Source organism: Proteus sp. FZP2095 (assembly GCF_023701425.1).
GTDB lineage: Bacteria > Pseudomonadota > Gammaproteobacteria > Enterobacterales > Enterobacteriaceae > Proteus > Proteus cibarius.
In genome coordinates, this window is record NZ_JAMQBJ010000002.1 from 391,040 (window position 1) to 408,692 (window position 17,653).

The 17,653-nt window shown below is 37.7% G+C and carries 14 protein-coding genes; 4 read left to right on the plus strand and 10 right to left on the minus strand.

Annotated features, from left to right (window positions below; all coding sequences use genetic code 11):
- Positions 1–2 precede the first annotated feature (2 nt).
- Both NBG71_RS11970 and NBG71_RS11975 read right to left on the minus strand, forming a co-directional pair.
- A complete protein-coding gene (locus NBG71_RS11970; protein WP_072070981.1) occupies positions 3–554 on the minus strand; it encodes a 4Fe-4S dicluster domain-containing protein in 552 nt (183 codons plus the stop codon).
- A gap of 2 nt (positions 555–556) precedes the next feature.
- A complete protein-coding gene (locus NBG71_RS11975; protein ID WP_250916878.1) occupies positions 557–2,893 on the minus strand; it encodes a molybdopterin-containing oxidoreductase family protein in 2,337 nt (778 codons plus the stop codon).
- Between the two features lie 231 nt (positions 2,894–3,124).
- Here NBG71_RS11975 and NBG71_RS11980 point away from each other — a divergent pair, with 231 nt between their 5' ends.
- Positions 3,125–3,814, plus strand: a complete 690-nt coding sequence (locus NBG71_RS11980; RefSeq protein ID WP_075674131.1) for a helix-turn-helix domain-containing protein — start codon at positions 3,125–3,127, stop codon at positions 3,812–3,814.
- Positions 3,815–3,875: 61 nt separating this feature from the next.
- On the opposite strand, the gene efeB is transcribed toward NBG71_RS11980, so the two are convergent.
- From efeB to NBG71_RS12010, 6 genes are all read right to left on the minus strand, one after another.
- Positions 3,876–5,141, minus strand: a complete 1,266-nt coding sequence (efeB, locus tag NBG71_RS11985) for an iron uptake transporter deferrochelatase/peroxidase subunit (RefSeq protein WP_250916879.1) — start codon at positions 5,139–5,141, stop codon at positions 3,876–3,878.
- A complete protein-coding gene (locus NBG71_RS11990) occupies positions 5,131–6,054 on the minus strand; it encodes an EfeM/EfeO family lipoprotein (RefSeq protein ID WP_099659943.1) in 924 nt (307 codons plus the stop codon). The genes efeB and NBG71_RS11990 overlap by 11 nt, the downstream gene beginning before the upstream one ends.
- Entirely contained in the window at positions 6,044–6,880 is an 837-nt protein-coding gene (locus NBG71_RS11995; protein WP_075673479.1) for an FTR1 family iron permease, read from the minus strand. Before NBG71_RS11995 ends, NBG71_RS11990 begins: the two co-directional genes overlap by 11 nt.
- Before the next feature lie 2 nt (positions 6,881–6,882).
- On the minus strand, positions 6,883–7,230 hold the full coding sequence (locus NBG71_RS12000; protein ID WP_075673478.1) for a cupredoxin domain-containing protein: 348 nt from the start codon (positions 7,228–7,230) through the stop codon (positions 6,883–6,885).
- Positions 7,231–7,297: 67 nt separating this feature from the next.
- On the minus strand, positions 7,298–7,855 hold the full coding sequence (locus NBG71_RS12005) for an iron transporter (protein ID WP_075673477.1): 558 nt from the start codon (positions 7,853–7,855) through the stop codon (positions 7,298–7,300).
- Between the two features lie 303 nt (positions 7,856–8,158).
- The gene (locus NBG71_RS12010) at positions 8,159–8,446 is read right to left on the minus strand and encodes a helix-turn-helix domain-containing protein (RefSeq protein WP_072063612.1); all 288 of its coding nucleotides are present in this window, start codon (positions 8,444–8,446) and stop codon (positions 8,159–8,161) included.
- Between the two features lie 602 nt (positions 8,447–9,048).
- On the opposite strand from NBG71_RS12010, the gene gss reads away from it, so the two are divergent.
- A complete protein-coding gene (gene gss / locus NBG71_RS12015; protein ID WP_159241701.1) occupies positions 9,049–10,926 on the plus strand; it encodes a bifunctional glutathionylspermidine amidase/synthase in 1,878 nt (625 codons plus the stop codon).
- 266 nt (positions 10,927–11,192) lie between these two features.
- Here gss and dsdC read toward each other — a convergent pair whose 3' ends face one another.
- Positions 11,193–12,137, minus strand: coding sequence for a DNA-binding transcriptional regulator DsdC (gene dsdC, locus NBG71_RS12020; RefSeq protein WP_075673475.1), 945 nt, complete (start codon positions 12,135–12,137; stop codon positions 11,193–11,195).
- Positions 12,138–12,360: 223 nt separating this feature from the next.
- Between dsdC and dsdX the strand changes: the two genes are divergently transcribed.
- Positions 12,361–13,698, plus strand: coding sequence for a D-serine transporter DsdX (gene dsdX / locus NBG71_RS12025; RefSeq protein WP_196563579.1), 1,338 nt, complete (start codon positions 12,361–12,363; stop codon positions 13,696–13,698).
- A gap of 12 nt (positions 13,699–13,710) precedes the next feature.
- Positions 13,711–15,039, plus strand: a complete 1,329-nt coding sequence (dsdA, locus tag NBG71_RS12030) for a D-serine ammonia-lyase (protein ID WP_075673473.1) — start codon at positions 13,711–13,713, stop codon at positions 15,037–15,039.
- A gap of 240 nt (positions 15,040–15,279) precedes the next feature.
- Here dsdA and NBG71_RS12035 read toward each other — a convergent pair whose 3' ends face one another.
- Positions 15,280–17,649, minus strand: a complete 2,370-nt coding sequence (locus NBG71_RS12035; RefSeq protein ID WP_075673472.1) for a TonB-dependent receptor domain-containing protein — start codon at positions 17,647–17,649, stop codon at positions 15,280–15,282.
- Positions 17,650–17,653 lie beyond the last annotated feature (4 nt).

Consider the following 17,653-nt stretch of genomic DNA (forward strand, 5'->3'; position numbering starts at 1 on the left):
GATTAATCCTCCATACCAATAATGACAATATTAGGGTTGCTGATGGTGTGATCAGGAACGCCATAGCGTTTTTCTAATAAAGCCCAATTTGTCGTATGTTTTTTACGTAAATCTTCAATTTCGCCAAATTCAATGGCACCCGTAGGGCAAGATTCAACGCAACGTGGTTTCAAACCTTCATCCAGTCTATCTGCACACATATTGCATTTACTGGTTTTGCCTTCAACTGGATCATAAACAGGCGCATTGTAAGGACAGGCCATGATACACATCTGGCAACCAATACATTTGTCATGATCTTGCACGACAATACCATCCTCTCGTTTGGTATAAGTATCAGCAGGGCAGACTTTTAGGCACTGTGGATCATCACAATGGTTACAAGACATCGTAATAAAGGCTTGTGCATTAGGTTGGTCTTCGTTGAATTCACGAACACGACGCCATAGCACACCGGGAGGTGTCACGTTTTCAGATTTACAGGCCATAGAGCAGGTACGGCAACCGTAGCAATCTTTGGTATTTATCAGAAAACCATACTGTTTCTTCGCCATGATCATGCCTCCCTTCTTACGTTAACTAAGGTGCTATTACAGCAATGACCATTACCCAAAGGCTCTACGTGATCATTGGTGACATGGCTACTACTTCCGCCTTGTTGCTCCCACCATCCATTATCCAATGAGATAACACCTTGCTTAATATGAGTGGTCACAACGGCAATAGCGCGGTGTTCACCTCGATCATTAAACGCGATAGCCCATTCACCATCTTTAATACCGCGAGCTAAGGCGTCATTAGGATGGATAAGAATATTAGGCTGATTGCGCTGTACTTCTAAGATCCACTCATTCATACCATGACTAGAGTGAACACTACGGGCGAGTTTGCGTTGTACCGCCATCAGAGGATACTTTTTGGCAAGTTCAGGTGAACCTTTTGTTGATTCTTTTACTGGGTAGTAGGTGACAATAGGGGAGAAGTTCTTGCCCTGCCATTCTTCAATAAAGAAGTGTGCTTTTTTCGTTGAGGTACGGAAAACACCATCTTTAAATGGGATCCAATCACCCTCAACTGGGCGCACTGGACCTTTTTCCAGCATTTCACGAGTAATGCCAGAACCTTTAAGGCAAGCATCAATGTAATGCTCAATAGGTTGATTAAAGACTTCACCAAAACCAAAGCGCTCAGCAAGACGAGCAAAGATCCAGTAATCAGGTTTTGCTTCTCCCGGTGGCTCAACGGCTTTTTCCATTAATTGCACATATTGGCTACGAACCCCTGCCATTAAGCTGGTATCTTCAAAAATAGTGGTAACAGGAAGTACGAGATCAGCATAAAGAGCCGTGGATGACATCAAGTTATCAGCGACAACAACAAAAGGAACTTTTTTCAGTGCATTACGTACCATATTGGTGTTAGGAAGTTGCGTCATTACACCCATTGTCATGATCCACCAAAAGTTAATTGGGTGTGGTCTTTCATTGACAATCCAATCACCGACTTTTGCAACGGGGATAGGTTTGATGGGTTTTGCATTCGGTGCTGGTGGAATAATTGGGCTAAATTTCGCCATTTGACGAGCACCGCCCGCATCACAAATTCCAGCACCTTTTTTACCGATATTGCCGGTTAATAAAGCGAGATAAAACTGGCTTGCAGCAACATAAGCACCGAACTCTGTTCGTTGAGCACCTGACATATTTTGCACAATCATTGCCGGTTTGGTGGTGGCATAATCGCGTGCTAAACGAATAATCGTTTCTTTTGGAATATCTGTTTCTTGGCTCGTTTTTTCGATAGTCCAAGGCTGGGCTTGTTGATAAATTTGCTCAAAGACAGTCACGTAATCAGCATTAGCTGGTAGTTCATCATGAGTTAACGCAGGAACAATATTGGGTGTTTCATGGTGAACAAGTTGCTGGCTCAGGGTATCAAAAACCAGATAGCTATCTTGGTCATCATCAGATTGGCGTAATAGTTTTTGCTGTGCGTTAACAAGATAAACAGCCCCTGTATGAGCACGTAAAAAAGGTTTATCAGTGAGATTTTCTTCAATGATAATTTTGATCATACCTAATGCAAGAGCAGTATCTGTACCCGGTACAATTGGGATCCATTCATCGGCTTTAGCTGCAGTTTCATTAAAGCGAGGATCAATAACTACCATTCTGGCGCCGTTTCGACGAGCTTGATTGTAGTTTTTAAAATATGCTTGCATGGTGACAGCAGGGTTATTGCCCCAGCAAAGAATATAACGACTATCTTTTACAGTATCACGAGTATCGGCATAGCGTAGACCTACCATGGGGATCATTGCTGCGGTTACCGCAGAGCAGCATAAAGAGCCTGCTTGTTTTGTTGAGCCTCCCAAGTAATCGAAAAATGCTTTACCCATATCATTTTTAATCGAGTCCATATTGCCCGCATGAGTAGAGATAAATAGTCCCTCATTGCCAAACTTATCAATGGTTTCTCTGATATTTTTTTCAATAAGATCTAGCGCTTCATCCCAACTGATCGGCTTAAATTCTGCTTTTCCTTTTTCGCCAACACGCAATAAAGGTGTGGTGAGACGATCTTTATGGTATACCCACTTAGTTCGGCTCATTCCACGCAAACAGCATTTCACATTAAAGCCTTCAGAGGCTTCAATTTTGATCAGTTTCCCCTTATGTGTAAAAGCTGTTAGGTTACAGTGCAAACATTCCATCGCACAGGTTGAACGAAAGGTTTTATACTCGGATAATTTGATCCGTGGTTTCTGGTTAAATATGGGTTTATTTTCATTAACTAGACTGAACGCGTTAGGAGAAAGAGCAGCCACGCCAATGGCGCCCATTCCTTTTAACAACGTTCTTCTATTTAATTCCCATTTTTGATTTTTAGACATAGACATTCTCACGCACAAGAAAAGTTAACTATATATAAACCCAATTCATATATAGTTAACCTTGAGTTAGATCATCTAAAAATAGACAAAGAAAATAATCGACAGAAAATGATTAAAAAGCCCTATTTAAAATAAGGTTTCAGTGAAATAAACTAGTAAAAATGACAAAAAAAGAATAATGGGATATCGTCATAAAACAAAGTAAATAACGAATAGGTGTGGGAAAAATAAATGCAGAATTCTCAAGGAGTTAACTCGGTTGATATCGCTATTACCATTCTTGAATTTATTGCTTCGAATGGAGGTATTGCCCGATCGTCAGATATTGCAAAAGCCTGTTCGCTTTCAAAAAGTCGCTTACATAAATATTTAGTTTCACTTTGTCGCTCTGAAATGTTGTATCAAGAGAGTGAAGGAAGCCAGTATTGTTTGGGCAGTAAAATTCTTTTTTTAGCACAGGCGACGCCAAAGCCACAATCCTTCGTGGATGAGATTAATCAGTTATTATGTGAATTTAGAGATGAACAGAATATGTCTACCGGACTGGTAATTTCTCAAGGTAATCAACTGTTTTTAACCCGTTATAATCGTAGCTTTAAACATGTTGATATCGATTTTTTACCTGATACTCCTGTTCCTCATAAAGTTAGTGCTGCAGGTGCTGTTTTTGCCACTTTTAGTGATTTAAAAATTGAAGCTGATTTATCAACAAAGCAGCAAAATATTATTCGTCAACAAGGTTTTGCAATTCGTCATGAGCCGGCAGAAGGCATTCCAGGTGCACAATCTATTTCATGCCCTGTACTTAATAAAAAAGGGGAAATGGTAGCTGCAGTATTGACGATGGGATTTATTGAACCAGAAAGGCAAATGGAACTGGGCAATGCATTAAAAGCAAAAATGGCGCATTTTTCTCGTTAATTTGCTAGAGGCGTTATTTAGGCACTTTTGCAGAAAAAGCAAAGTGCCTAAATTGTGTTGATTAATCAAATAGTCCTTTTGCCAGAATATCACCCTCTTGAGATATACCGGGTAACACGAAGTAATATCCACCACCGAAAGGTTTGATATAACGCTCTAAGGGTTCACCGTCTAAACGTTTTTGTGTATCAATAAAGCCTTTTTTAAGGTTATTTTGGAACGAGATAAAAATTAGCCCCATATCTAGTTGACCTGAAGGCGTTAATCCTAATGAGTAGCTATAACTACGTCGGCGTAACTTGGCACTATAACGTTCTGGATTTCTTGGTTCAGCTCGTCGCATATGAGAATCAAATAGCACCCTGTCACCGTGAGGATCTTTTTCAAATTGAGGATCGTCCATCTCTTGCTTCATACCTATTGGCGCTCCGGTTGAGCGATGGCGTCCAAAGTTATTTTCTTGATCTTCAAGAGGTGTTCTATCCCAAAATTCCAAAGCAAAACGAATAAGGCGAACCGCTTGATAACTTCCACCTAAACACCACTGTGGTTCTTTTTGCTTTTCAGTGATCCATACAAGAGAGTCCATCAAACTATTATCTGAAGAAGGCGCGTTACCAGAACCATCTTTAAAGCCAAAAAGATTAATCGGCGTTTGTCGATTATCGATATCACGAGCAGGAAGAAAACCATCGATTTTCCATACAGCATAAACCTTCCCGGACAGGTGTTTTAAAATATCTCTTAACGCATAAATCACGCTTTCTTGGCTATTTGCACACAATTGCAGTAATAGATCGCCACCGCACCATTTAGGATCGAGTCGGTCATTAGGAAAGGGTTTCATTGGCTCTAAGCGTTTAGGTTTTTTAGCTTGAAAACCAAAACGACTATCAAAAAAACTATCGCCTAAAGCGACGGTGACGGTTAATTCATCAGGGTGTAGTTGTGTGCCTAAAATACCAGACTCAGCAGGAGGAAGGTGTGGATTAGCCCTTTGTTGTAGTTCTCTAGTTTGCGTTAAAAACGCAATTCGTTGTGTCAGTATTGTGAATATTTTTTTCACCTCATCGGCGCTTGTTATTGTCAGATTAAGTGCAATAAATGAGGCATGTTTTTGTTCTGGTGTAATAACGCCCGCTTGATGTTGACCTAAATAAGCAATAGCGCGTTGATAACGCGAAGTTGATGAAGCTTCTTGTCTTTCTACTGCTTTAGCTCCCATACTAGCGAGTAATAAGCTTCCTCCTAGCCACTTTAACGTTGTACGTTTATTGAGGTTAACAGGATTTTTTGATAGCGATTTAAAGAGAGTTTTATTTTTCATCACTTGCTTCTTTATAGTGATAGTAAACATCAATATTGAGCGTGCTGCGTAAGTTCGCGACTTGCTCTGCTAATTGTGTCACTTGAGAAAAAAGCCAACTTTTTTCTGTTTCAGGAAGCGCCGTTAAAGGCTGGAATAGACCTTCATCACGCTGATATTTTAAAAGTAGAGCACCAATATCGTCATATTGTTTGATAAGAGATTGATATTCAGCCGTTGGAATGTGATTCGATAAGATCTCCACGATTAGGCGCGATCCCGATAAATTGGCATAGCTATCTCCCAGATCGCTGTTTGAATATTGATTTTCAATACCAGCGAGTTTGTCAGTCAAAATAAACTCTAGGTTATCACCCGCAGATTGAACTAATTTAGGGATAGGAATATCTTCAATTGCGACACGTTTTTTTAAGTCACTAATGCCTCTTAAAAGGGCTTTTGCCGATTCTGTCGCGTTTTGAGGATCTCTTAATTTAAACAGTTGATATTCAACTAAATGAAATCCTGAAAAACGAGGTGAGTTTTCTCTTTCAAGAAAGAAATCAGCCCGATTATTCAATAAACGTTCGCTCGATCCAAAAAGGGCGATAATAGGGCGAATAACTTCATAATGATAATGCGCTTGTTGATAAGCATTTTGTGCATTAATAAGCTGATTTTTTTCACTATTCTCGATTAATTTATCGAGCGATTTTTCAACTAGCGTTAATTGCTCAACAGCTTTTTCTCGATAACTTAAAATATCAGTTTCGAACTTTTTAGGGGTCGGGATATCCCCTTTGGCAATAACGATGTTTTCACTATCTTGAATAATGCCCTGAATAATTTTTTCGGCATAAACAGGAAAAGAAAATAACAAGATAAATAGAAAAGCGGTGAGCTTTTTACTTTTCGATTTTGCATTATTTAGCATGGCGAGAACCTCGCTTAAATAATAGCGCGACAACCACCCAATAGAGAATAAATGTCACCACGCTTAAGCCAATAGGTTGAGAGCGGTAAGCAAAAAACGAAACTAAAAAATTACCAAAAACACTCGAATCATCAAGAATATGGCTAATATCCCAAAGTGGATAAATAAAGAAATCAGGTAATTCAAAATCCATTTCAATCAGTAGATTTGCAATTTCTTCTACGGCTTTTAATAACAGAGAAACGGCCAGGAATAGTAATAAAAAACCGGTTACGGTAAAGAAATAGCGCCATGAAACCACTTTCGAAGTCAGCAGAAATAGCCACAGTGTGAATGCTGCGACAACTAAGCCAATAAGGACTTCAATAAAGAAAGGCAGTGCTGTTTGTGTATTGAGGGCCATTATATGGCTAGAAAGGAATACCACCACTTCACTGCCTTCTCTGGCAATCGCAATGGCTATAATCAATAAAATACCCCACGCACTTTGTTGCTGTGTTTTTTGAGTGAGTTCATTTTCTATATTTGCTTTTAATGATTTTCCTTGCCCATTCATCCAATAGACCATCTGCACAATAAGCACACAGGCGAGGATCTCCATTGTGATCATAAATAGAGATTGCCACATATCTTCTAGGGAGCTAAATACACCATAAATACTTAGCGCTAGAATAACGGCAAGAAAGAGCCCAAATATCACGCCACCCCACAAGTATTTCATACCTTGTTGTGGTGTTGGTGAACGTTTTATCCACGCATAAATAATGCCTACTACTAATAGCGCTTCAAAACTTTCTCGCCAAACAACAAACAGAACTTGTCCCATATTTACTCTGCCTTTTCAGTTGCAACAATTTCACCTTGAGGGTGAGAAAGGTGGAAATCATCAAAGAAGCTGTAACGACCCGGTTTTAGTGGTGCGATTACAACGACAGAATTTGCGCCCGGTGCTAATACCTTTTCTTTACGTAGTTGTGTACTTTCAAATTCAACAGGGCTAGTGCCTGTATTACGAATTTTTATTCTAATGGGTGTTTTTGCAGGAACTTCAAGTGTTTGTGGAATAAGTTCGCCATCTTTCATTTCTAACTCAACAGTGTATTTCTCTGCTGCAAAAGCAGAGGATGTCACCATTAGCAGTAGTAATAATGTGTATTTAGAGAGAGTTTTGATCATCAGCGTTTCACTTAAAAAGAGAAAAAGGATAAATCCAAATGATTGGATTTATCCGTTATCAAGCTAATTAGTAGCTACCTTTACGGCCTGTACCGCTATAGGTGAAATCCCACGACACTTCAAAGGGTTCAAACCAAGGTGCAACGCCAGTTTCTTTATCGATATGGCGACCAAAAGCGATATCTTTGTTGTATGAAGGCGGATAAATCTTATAGGTCACGTTATATTGACCATTTCCATCCAGCTTCAGGTTTTCACCATAGTGAGGGCCATCATTGGCAACCATTGCCATAAATGTGCCTTGCTGTTTTTTCGCAGGTGCATCAGATTTTGTTACGGTGTACTCAATGGTGAGGTAGGGGATCCAATCGCCTTCAGCAAATCCATTCGGATTATCTTCTGTGGCATGAATATCTGCTTCTAAATGGATATCTGCTTTATCAGCAGCTAAGTGATTCATCGCATGATGACCTTCTTCAGTATCCATGGTAATAGGTTGGAGATAAACCCCTTGAATTTCCATACCATTTTTAAGAATAGGGTGACCTACTGGATACTCAACGGCTAATGCAGATGCAGAAAGAAATGAGAGTGCAGTGAGAGAGAGAGTATAGCGATATTTCATGTTTAACTCTTATTATTGAATGATAATTGTTATTATTCTTAATAAGATTAACATAATTTGTATTAGAAATAGGAGATAATCTGTACGAAAAATATCGCTTAAGTTGGTGGGGAAATCAGAGAAAATGGTGCTAATACTTTATTTTATAAAAGAAAAAAATTTGTTGTTCTAAAAGAAATATATGAAGAGAATTAATAACTCTAGGTAATAATATATAATAAAATCATATAATTAAGAGTGATATATGGAAATCTTATTTATCTTAATGAGAAGATAAAACAGAAGATTTCCATACCAAGAATATTAAATTTGACTTTGAGCACTCCAAAACTGTTTGGATTGTGTCAATGCTACAGCAGAAACTTGTTCTTCATTTGGCGGTAGGAAAAATGCAGGGGTGACTTTTAGCTCTTGTGCAATATGAAAGAGCATATCAACATCAATCTTACATAGCCCATTCTCATAACGTGAAAATTGTTGCTGGCTAATACCGACTCGTTCAGCGACAACCTTCGCTGACAAGCGAAGTTGCTGGCGTTGTTTACGAATTTTATGCCCAATAATTTGAGAAATGGGATAAATCTTTGACATTAGTGACCTCATTCTTCCTATCAACCACCAATAATATCCAATAAATTGAATATCAAGTTTCCGTGATGGATCTTCAAAATATACAAGCACTCCGGCTTGAATGAGTAAAATCCATACTAATGTGTTATCGGTTAATTGGGTGAATTATTTATACCCATCATGTTATAAGATGATATTAATTTTCATTAAACTATTTTGATATCCTTCTTATTTCCAGCAGGATTGTCGAGAATTTTTTGATAAGCAGTGCTATATATTGCCTAAACACCATTTTATCTGCTATTTGTGCTCGCATTTGTGATTAATAAAGAGTAAATAATGAGGCTATAACAAGAAAGATAAAGCCCTCTTTGACTGTGTTTATACTCGAAAATACCTTTTATGCCTTTTTATAATGGGTTATTTTTGAGTTTTTTTTTATATCGTCGAGATTTCCTTTCTTAAACCCGTGTTAAATTCAAACAACTATCCTCACTTTATTGAAATTTATAAAATTACATTCACATCTAATAGGCTACGGCGTTAAGATTGTTAACTATAATACTTAGGCAAGATTATAAGTGTTGCAGGGTAATTATCTATTTATCGTCAAGGTCGAGATTATGAATGTAAAAGATATCATTCGTCATGAACCATTTGGAACATTGTTAGGCTATGCGCCTGGTGGTGTCGCAATTTACTCTTCAGATTACAGCAGTATTGATAAAGAAGACTATGCCGCTAATGATTCATTCCGCAGTTATATTGGTAATGAATATATGGGGCACAAGTGGCAGTGTGTTGAGTTCGCTCGCCGTTTTCTCTATTTGCATTATGGGGCTGTATTTACTGATGTGGGAATGGCTTATGAGATCTTTTCACTGCGTTTTTTACGTAAAACCATAGATGACGATATATTGCCATTACAAGCCTTTGCAAATGGTAGCAAACAACCCCCTGCTGTGGGTGCTTTACTGATTTGGCAAGAAGGTGGTGAGTTCAAAGTAACTGGGCATGTCGCTGTTATTACTGAAGTGCTTGAAGATAAGATCCGTATTGCAGAACAAAATGTTATCCACACTCGATTGCCAGCAGGGCAACAATGGACAAGGGAATTGCCTCTTAAAGTGACGGATAACGGCTACTTTATTCAAGATACTTTTGATAATACAACGCTATTAGGTTGGATGATCCAAACAGAGCCTAATGTTTATAGTCTTCCTCAACCTAAAATTGTGCCAGAACTGTTAAATATCCATGCCGAACAGCTTGATAATAAAGGTCAATTAGATGGCAAGTGGTTGGATGAAAGCTCGCCTCTAGAAAAAGCCTATGTCCTTGCACAACACGGCCATATTATTAATCAAGATAGCTATGAATATTTCACCATCTCAGAAAGTGCAGAGCAGGAGCTTATTCGCGCAAGTAATGAAATGCATTTGATGTATCTACATGCAACCGAAAAAGTGTTAAAAGACGATAAATTACTGCGTTTATTCGATATCCCTGAAGTGTTGTGGCCTCGTATCCGTTTATCATGGCAAAACAGACGTCATCAAATGATCACGGGACGATTAGATTTTTGCATGGATGAGCGCGGTGTCAAAGTTTATGAATATAATGCTGACTCTGCCTCTTGCCATACAGAAGCAGGTTTAATTATCGAAAAATGGGCACAGAAAGGTGGAGTTAAAGAGGGTTTTAACCCTGGTGAACGCTTGCTTGATGCATTAGCCGATGCGTGGAAACACAGTGATGCGAAACCTTTTGTACATATTCTTCAAGATGATGATAGTGAAGAAGATTATCATGCTCTGTTTATGCAACAATCGCTGACTCAAGCGGGTTATAACAGTAAAATTCTGCGTGGATTAGATGAGCTTCATTGGAATAGTCGTGGTCAATTAATTGATGCAGACAAACGTGTCGTTGAATGTGTCTGGAAAACATGGGCTTGGGAAACGGCGTTAGACCAATTAAGAGAAGAGAGTGAACAACAAGCACTGATCCCTATTCGTACAGGGCATCCTGAAGATGAAGTACGTTTAGTTGATGTACTTTTACGTCCTGAAATTACAGTTTTTGAGCCTCTTTGGACATTAATTCCTAGTAATAAAGCCATTTTACCGGTTTTATGGCAATTGTTCCCTGATAACCCTTATTTATTAGATACTGATTTTACGGTGACGCCTCGTCTTGCAAAAAGTGGTTATGCCATTAAACCTATTGCTGGGCGTTGTGGTAGTAACATTGGCTTGGTTGATCATAAAGAGAATGTGTTGGACGAAACTCAAGGCCAATTTGAACACCAAGAAAATATTTACCAAGAACTATGGTGCTTACCAAAAGTGGCAAATCGTTATATCCAAGTTTGCACCTTTACTGTTGGAGGGCATTATGGTGGTTGTTGTTTACGTTCAGACCCAACTCTGGTGATTAAAAAAGAGAGTGATATTGAGCCTTTAATAGTGGTTGAAGATAAACACTTTTTAGCTAAATAAGATCATAGACGTTAAGAATCAAGAAATAATAGACCCGCCTAATTGGCGGGTTTATTGTAAAAATAACGAGATCCTTAGTGAAAAATAGAATGATACAAAAATTTGAAACGCTTAGTGAGTTATTAGCATTGCTTTCAACACTTGAATCTAATGAGTGGATTTATACGGAAATTGCAACTTGGGATCGCGAGCCCTGCATATTCTGCAATAGCAATAATTTGTTGTGTTGAAAAAGTCATCTCTTTCATCTGATTTTCCTTAAAAAATTACATACTTTCCTTGATTTGTTTTTTCAGCCATTGAATGAAAAGTTGTACTTTAGCATTATTTTTTTCATTTCGAGTGACAAGGTAATAACGCTGAGCACAAAAAAGTTCACTATTATCAAAAGGAATAATTAATTCTTTATTAGCCAGTTGTTTTTGCACTAGACGTTTTCTTCCCATTGCCACTCCTGAATGGTTAACAGCAGCGATAACAGCAAGATCAGAACGGTCAAAACAGATATTGCTGCGATTAGGAAAAAGTGAAAGCCCCATATATTCACTCCAAGCTCGCCATTCGTCAAAATCAGAGTTATTACTCCACGCTTGTCTATCATGTAGCAAAGTGCAATTAGAAAGATGATGAATATTGCCGACAAGCTCATGCCTTTTTGCGTATTCGGGACTGCATACAGGAATAATAGATTCTGAAATTAAATCTTCGCAATAAAGGTTTTGTAGTTGCTTATCATCGAAATAGATTGCGAGATCAATACCATAACCTCGAAAGTTAATATCATCATTTCCTGTAAGTAGATTTAATTCAATGGATGGATACCGTTCAGTAAAATCTGAAATACGAGGGACTAACCAACATTGAGCAATAGAAGGGCGAGAATAAACAGTGAGAACACCAGAGACTTCTTGATTATGAATATCCAAAATCTCTTGGTTAATATCTTCTAGTGTTTTTTTAAGTGCCCAATAAATACGCTCTCCTTCTTCTGTTAACTCAATTCGGCGATGAAAGCGATTAAATAGCTTAATGCCTAGCTCTTCTTCCAATGTATTAATACGGTGGCTAATGGCGCTGGGGGTTAATGATAGCTCTTCTGCCGCTAAAGCGAATGAAAGATGACGACCTGTTGCTTCAAAAGTGTGAAGTCTTGCTAATTGATAACTGGATAATCGTTTATTTCTTAAAATCACGTTAGAAGATTCAAACATTCTTTTATTCTCGTTTCGTCGTTAATAGTAACGTAAGTTAACAATCAAGCTAATGTTAAGATGAAATACCATGCCATCACTCGTCATAATGTGATTATTTGTGCTTTTGATCACTTATTTGAGTTAATTGAGTTCATCTTAGTGTAAGTTTTCATCATTTGTAAGTACCGAATGATTAATATTCAATATGATTAACAATAAATAAAATATTTGGGATGGATATATGGATTCAATGTTATGGGTGCTAGGTACTCTTATAATGAGTATCTTGCTCATTGTTTTTACTATAATAAAACTTAAGTTTCATCCGTTTTTAGCCTTACTATTGGCAAGCTTCTTTGTGGGTACTGCAATGAAGATGAATCCTTTAGAAATGGTAAATGCGATTGAAAATGGTATTGGTGGTACGTTAGGATTTTTAGCAGCAATTATCGGTTTAGGCACTATTCTTGGTAAGATGATGGAAATATCAGGTGCTGCAGAACGGATTGGTATTACATTACAAAAGTGCCGTTGGTTATCTCCAGACGTTATTATGGTATTGGTTGGTCTTATTTGTGGTATTACACTCTTTGTTGAAGTGGGTGTGGTATTACTTATTCCTCTTGCTTTCTCAATTGCGAAAAAAACAAATACATCATTATTAAAATTAGCTATCCCATTATGTACAGCATTAATGGCTGTTCACTGTATTGTTCCTCCTCATCCGGCTGCTCTATTCGTAACAAATGAATTAGGGGCAGATATGGGAACCGTTATTGTTGCAGGTCTTGCGGTAGGCTTAGTTGCATCTTTAGTCGGCGGTCCTCTATTCTTAAAAATGTTAGGCGAGCGCTTACCATTTAAAACCGTACCTGAAGAATTTTCTGATATGGAAATTCGTGAAGAAAAAGATTTACCTTCATTAGGTGCGACTCTGTTTACTGTCTTATTACCTATTGTTTTGATGCTGATAAAAACAGCAGCAGAATTAAATATGACTAAAGGTACATCGGTTTATACCGCGTTACAGTTTATTGGTAACCCAATTACTGCGATGTTTATTGCTGCCTTTGTTGCTTATTATGTGTTAGGTATTCGCCGTAATATGGGAATGAATACTTTATTAAAGAAAACAGAAGATAGCTTTAGCTCTATTGCCAACATCTTATTAATTATTGGTGCGGGTGGTGCTTTTAACGGCATTTTAAAAGGTAGTGGTTTAAGTGAATCTTTAGCGTTAATTCTTTCTAACTTGGATATGCATCCAATTTTATTGGCTTGGTTAGTCGCCATTATCCTTCATGCAGCTGTTGGTTCTGCAACTGTTGCAATGATGGGGGCTACTGCAATTGTTGCACCATTAATGCCTTTATACCCAGACATTAGCCCTGAGATTATTACATTAGCGATTGGTTCAGGTGCTATTGGTTGTACCATCGTCACAGACTCACTGTTTTGGTTAGTGAAGCAGTATTGTAATGCAACTTTAAGTGAAACTTTTCGTTTTTACAGTGTCGCGACCTTTATTGCCTCCTTTGTCGCATTAGGCGGTACATTTATGCTTTCTTTTGTCATATAAAAGAGAACGACTATGAACCATATAGATATAAATAAATTAAAAAGTAATTTTCCACTAGTTAATGACTTAGTGGACTTAAAAGAAGTGGTTTGGTTTAACCCAAAAGTGACCACCACTGACCAGGGACTTCCATATGTTGGTTTAACGCAAGATGACGTAATTGACGCACAAGCACGGTTACAACGTTTTGCACCTTATTTAGCTAAAGCATTTCCAGAAACAGCGGTTACTAAAGGGATCATCGAATCAGAAGTGGTTGATATTCCTAAGATGAAAGTTGCTCTTGAAAAGCGTTATAACACCTCCATTAGCGGTCAATTGCGTTTGAAAAAGGACAGTCATCTGCCTATTTCAGGTTCAATTAAAGCTCGCGGTGGAATTTATGAAGTACTGACTCATGCTGAGAAATTGGCAATCAATGCGGGATTATTAAGTACAGATGATAATTATGAAAAATTATTTTCTGATAAATTCCGTGAGTTCTTTAGCCAATATAGTATCGCGGTAGGTTCAACAGGCAACTTAGGTATGTCTATTGGGATCATGAGTGCGAAATTAGGTTTTAGTGTGAGTGTTCATATGTCTGCTGATGCACGTCAGTGGAAGAAAGATAAATTACGCTCCCATGGCGTGAATGTTGTTGAATATGAACAAGATTACAGCATCGCGGTAGAAGAAGGTCGTAAAGAGGCAGAGAAAGATCCTAACTGTTTCTTCATCGATGACGAAAACTCAAAAACATTATTCTTGGGTTATGCGGTAGCGGGATTACGTTTAAAACGCCAATTTGAAGAACAAGGTGTTCGTGTTGATAGTGAACATCCTCTGTTTGTTTATCTGCCTTGTGGTGTTGGTGGTGGTCCTGGTGGCGTTGCTTTTGGGCTGAAATTGGCATTTGGTGATGCAGTACACTGTTTATTTGCAGAGCCAACGCACTCACCTTGTATGTTATTGGGCGTTTATACCCAATTACATGAAGGCATCTCAGTACAAGAGATTGGTATCGATAACGTCACTGCCGCTGATGGTCTTGCTGTTGGTCGTGCATCAGGCTTCGTAGGTCGCGCAATGGAGCGCTTAATTGATGGTTATTACACTATTGATGACCAAGAGCTTTATGACTTACTCAGTTTATTAAATAAAGAAGAAGGAATTAAGTTAGAACCTTCGGCTTTAGCGGGAATGGCTGGTGCTATACATGTCACTCAAGCTAAAGATTATCTGCAAGGCTTATCACTGGACAGTCAAAAAATGCAAAATGCGACGCATTTAGTGTGGGCGACGGGGGGTGGTATGGTTCCTGTGGATGAAATGCAAAAATATCTCGCTCAAGGAAAATAGAGTGTAGAACGGGTGCTATCAGTTTTTGTTCTGATAGCATCTTAAAAAATAAAGGGAGTAGTACAAGTATCTCCAATCATTATCTAAAACAATAATAGCGTAGCAATGTGTTACACCAAGTGTTACATCAAACATTCACACCAGGATGTCACACCAGGGGAAAATGTCGTAGTATTATTATAAAAAAGAGGCACCCATTGGGTGCCTCGCTTACTTTATATCTTGTTAAATCAGAATATATTAAAAATCAATTTTGACATTTACTCCATAATTTCGACCCGGTAATGGCGCTAAGTATTTCAATTGAGAAGATGCCGGTCTTGCTTCAGTATTGGTGAGATTATTAATAATAAAATCAACTGAAACGTCTAACTTATCAAGATGATATTTTTTACCAATACCCGCATCGACTAAAGTATAAGAAGGGAAAGTAATATCTCCACCATACATTAATCCACCACTTTCTTTCTGTTTTTTATTGTAAGTGGCGCTACTAAATGCCGTTAATTCTCCATGCTGATAATTAATGCTAATACCATGTTTTTCATTAGGTAAGTTTGGCAAATAATTACCTGCAATAAATAGCTTTCTTTTGCTTTTATTTTCGACAAAATCCCCAAATAGTGTAAATGTGAGATTGTGCTCGTGAGGTAATTCGTATAAATACTTAAATTCGTATTCTAATCCTTTTGTTTCAAGATCTGTTTCATCCCATTCCATAACGGTAACGCCACCACGGCTAACTCCTGTTAATCTCCTAAATTTAAAGTCACTATAGTCTGTTTTATACAGATTAAGTTTATTAGAGAAATTACCAACCTCGATAACAGATGATAATTCAATACTTTTACTTTTCTCTGTATTAAATTTACTATTTCCTTGTTCCTCAATTAGATAAGCATAATGAGGACCATGTGTATAAAGTTCATTAATTTCTGGTGCCCGATAGGAAATATTTTGTTGTAGCTTTAATGTCCATTCATCAATTGGTGTAAAAGATAAGGCTAGTGTATTTGCACTTGTATCAAAATGACGGTTTTGTAAATTAGAACCTTGTCCTCTACCGCTATTATAATTAGCTGGAATATTGAGGTGATGTTGAGTGTAGCCTTTACGGTATCCAGCGGTAATTTCAAAAGGAGATAAATTGAGTGATTCAACCCAATATATCCCATACTCTTTGGTTAATACACTTGGTAAATAAGCATCATAACCAGACGTTTTCAGATCACGATAATTACCATTAACGCCAACAGCACCATTTAACCGATTAAATAGTGGAGCATGTGCAGTTTCTAATGCTAATTGGTGATTTTTTGTCTCAAATACTGATGATGCAATTTGTCCCACCAATTCTTCATCTTTAGATTCAGAATAAGAGTAATAAAAAGCACTGTCCCTTAAAAAAGGTGTTAAGTGATAATGTTTTCCCTGTATATCTATCCGCCGATTATGGTTTGAAACTGAAACCGGTTTATACATTTCTCGGCTTGTTTTTGTGGTGAGATAGGCATATCCCGGCACACCGTAAGAAGTCTGAAAATCAGTAACAGATAAACCTATATAGCCTTTATCTCTAATATAAGAAAGAGATGCATTGCCACTTTGGCTTTTTAAAAAGCTATTCGGGATCTCTTTATTGTTATTTTCAACATAATGTTTAGGTGGTGTTACATGTTCAATAGATGTAGGACTACCGGGTTTATATAGTGAATTTGGTTCGTTATTTACATAGCCAATGCCTGAAAAATAATCTTTATCTTTAAAGGTGTATTTATCACCTTCACTTAACTCATATTCAATCTGATACTTTTTCCAGAATTCACTAATATAAGGATAAGCTTCAGGATTACGACTGGTAAAAACTTTCATATCCACTTGGCATTGATCACGTAATGCAAAGTGCTCTTTAAGTTGCTGAAAGCTGTAGCAAGGACCTGCTTTAGAATTCGTAGGAATTTTATATCTAGAGACACGCTTCGTTGCTCCAGAAAGATTAAAAATCCAATTTTCTTCATCGCTGAGTTTAATATTTGCAGAGCCACCATTACCGTTATTGGTACTTCCATTAAAAGTCACTGCACCTGAAATGGCTTTTTCAGGTAATTGTGTCATTATCCTATCATCCCATAAATGAATGGCACCACCGCTTGTACTACCACCATAAAAGAGTGCTTCAGAATTCTTACTGATCGATATTTCATTAATTCGGTTCATATCAATGGGAATAGGCATATTTCCACTAATAAATGAAACATCATTAATTGGCAGATTATTGACTAAAATACCGACACGATTTCCTGATAAACTTCGAATAACAGGTCTTGCAGCATTAGGTCCAAAACCTTCGGCTTGTACACCCGCGACTTTTGCAACGGTATTACCAATAGTATTCGTTTTTATTTGTTCAAGTTGTTTATCTTTTATCTCTTCTCGGTTATTAAGTAATAAAGAGGAAAACGTCTCTTTATTTTTTATTAGTGTGCCTTTAACTGTTATTGCATCGTTTTGATTTTCTTTTTCTTTGCCTTTATCATCATTACTCTCTTTTCCATATAAAGGAGATGACAAAAGCATAAGCAAAATAATAGAGAGTTTACTTTTTTTCATGATA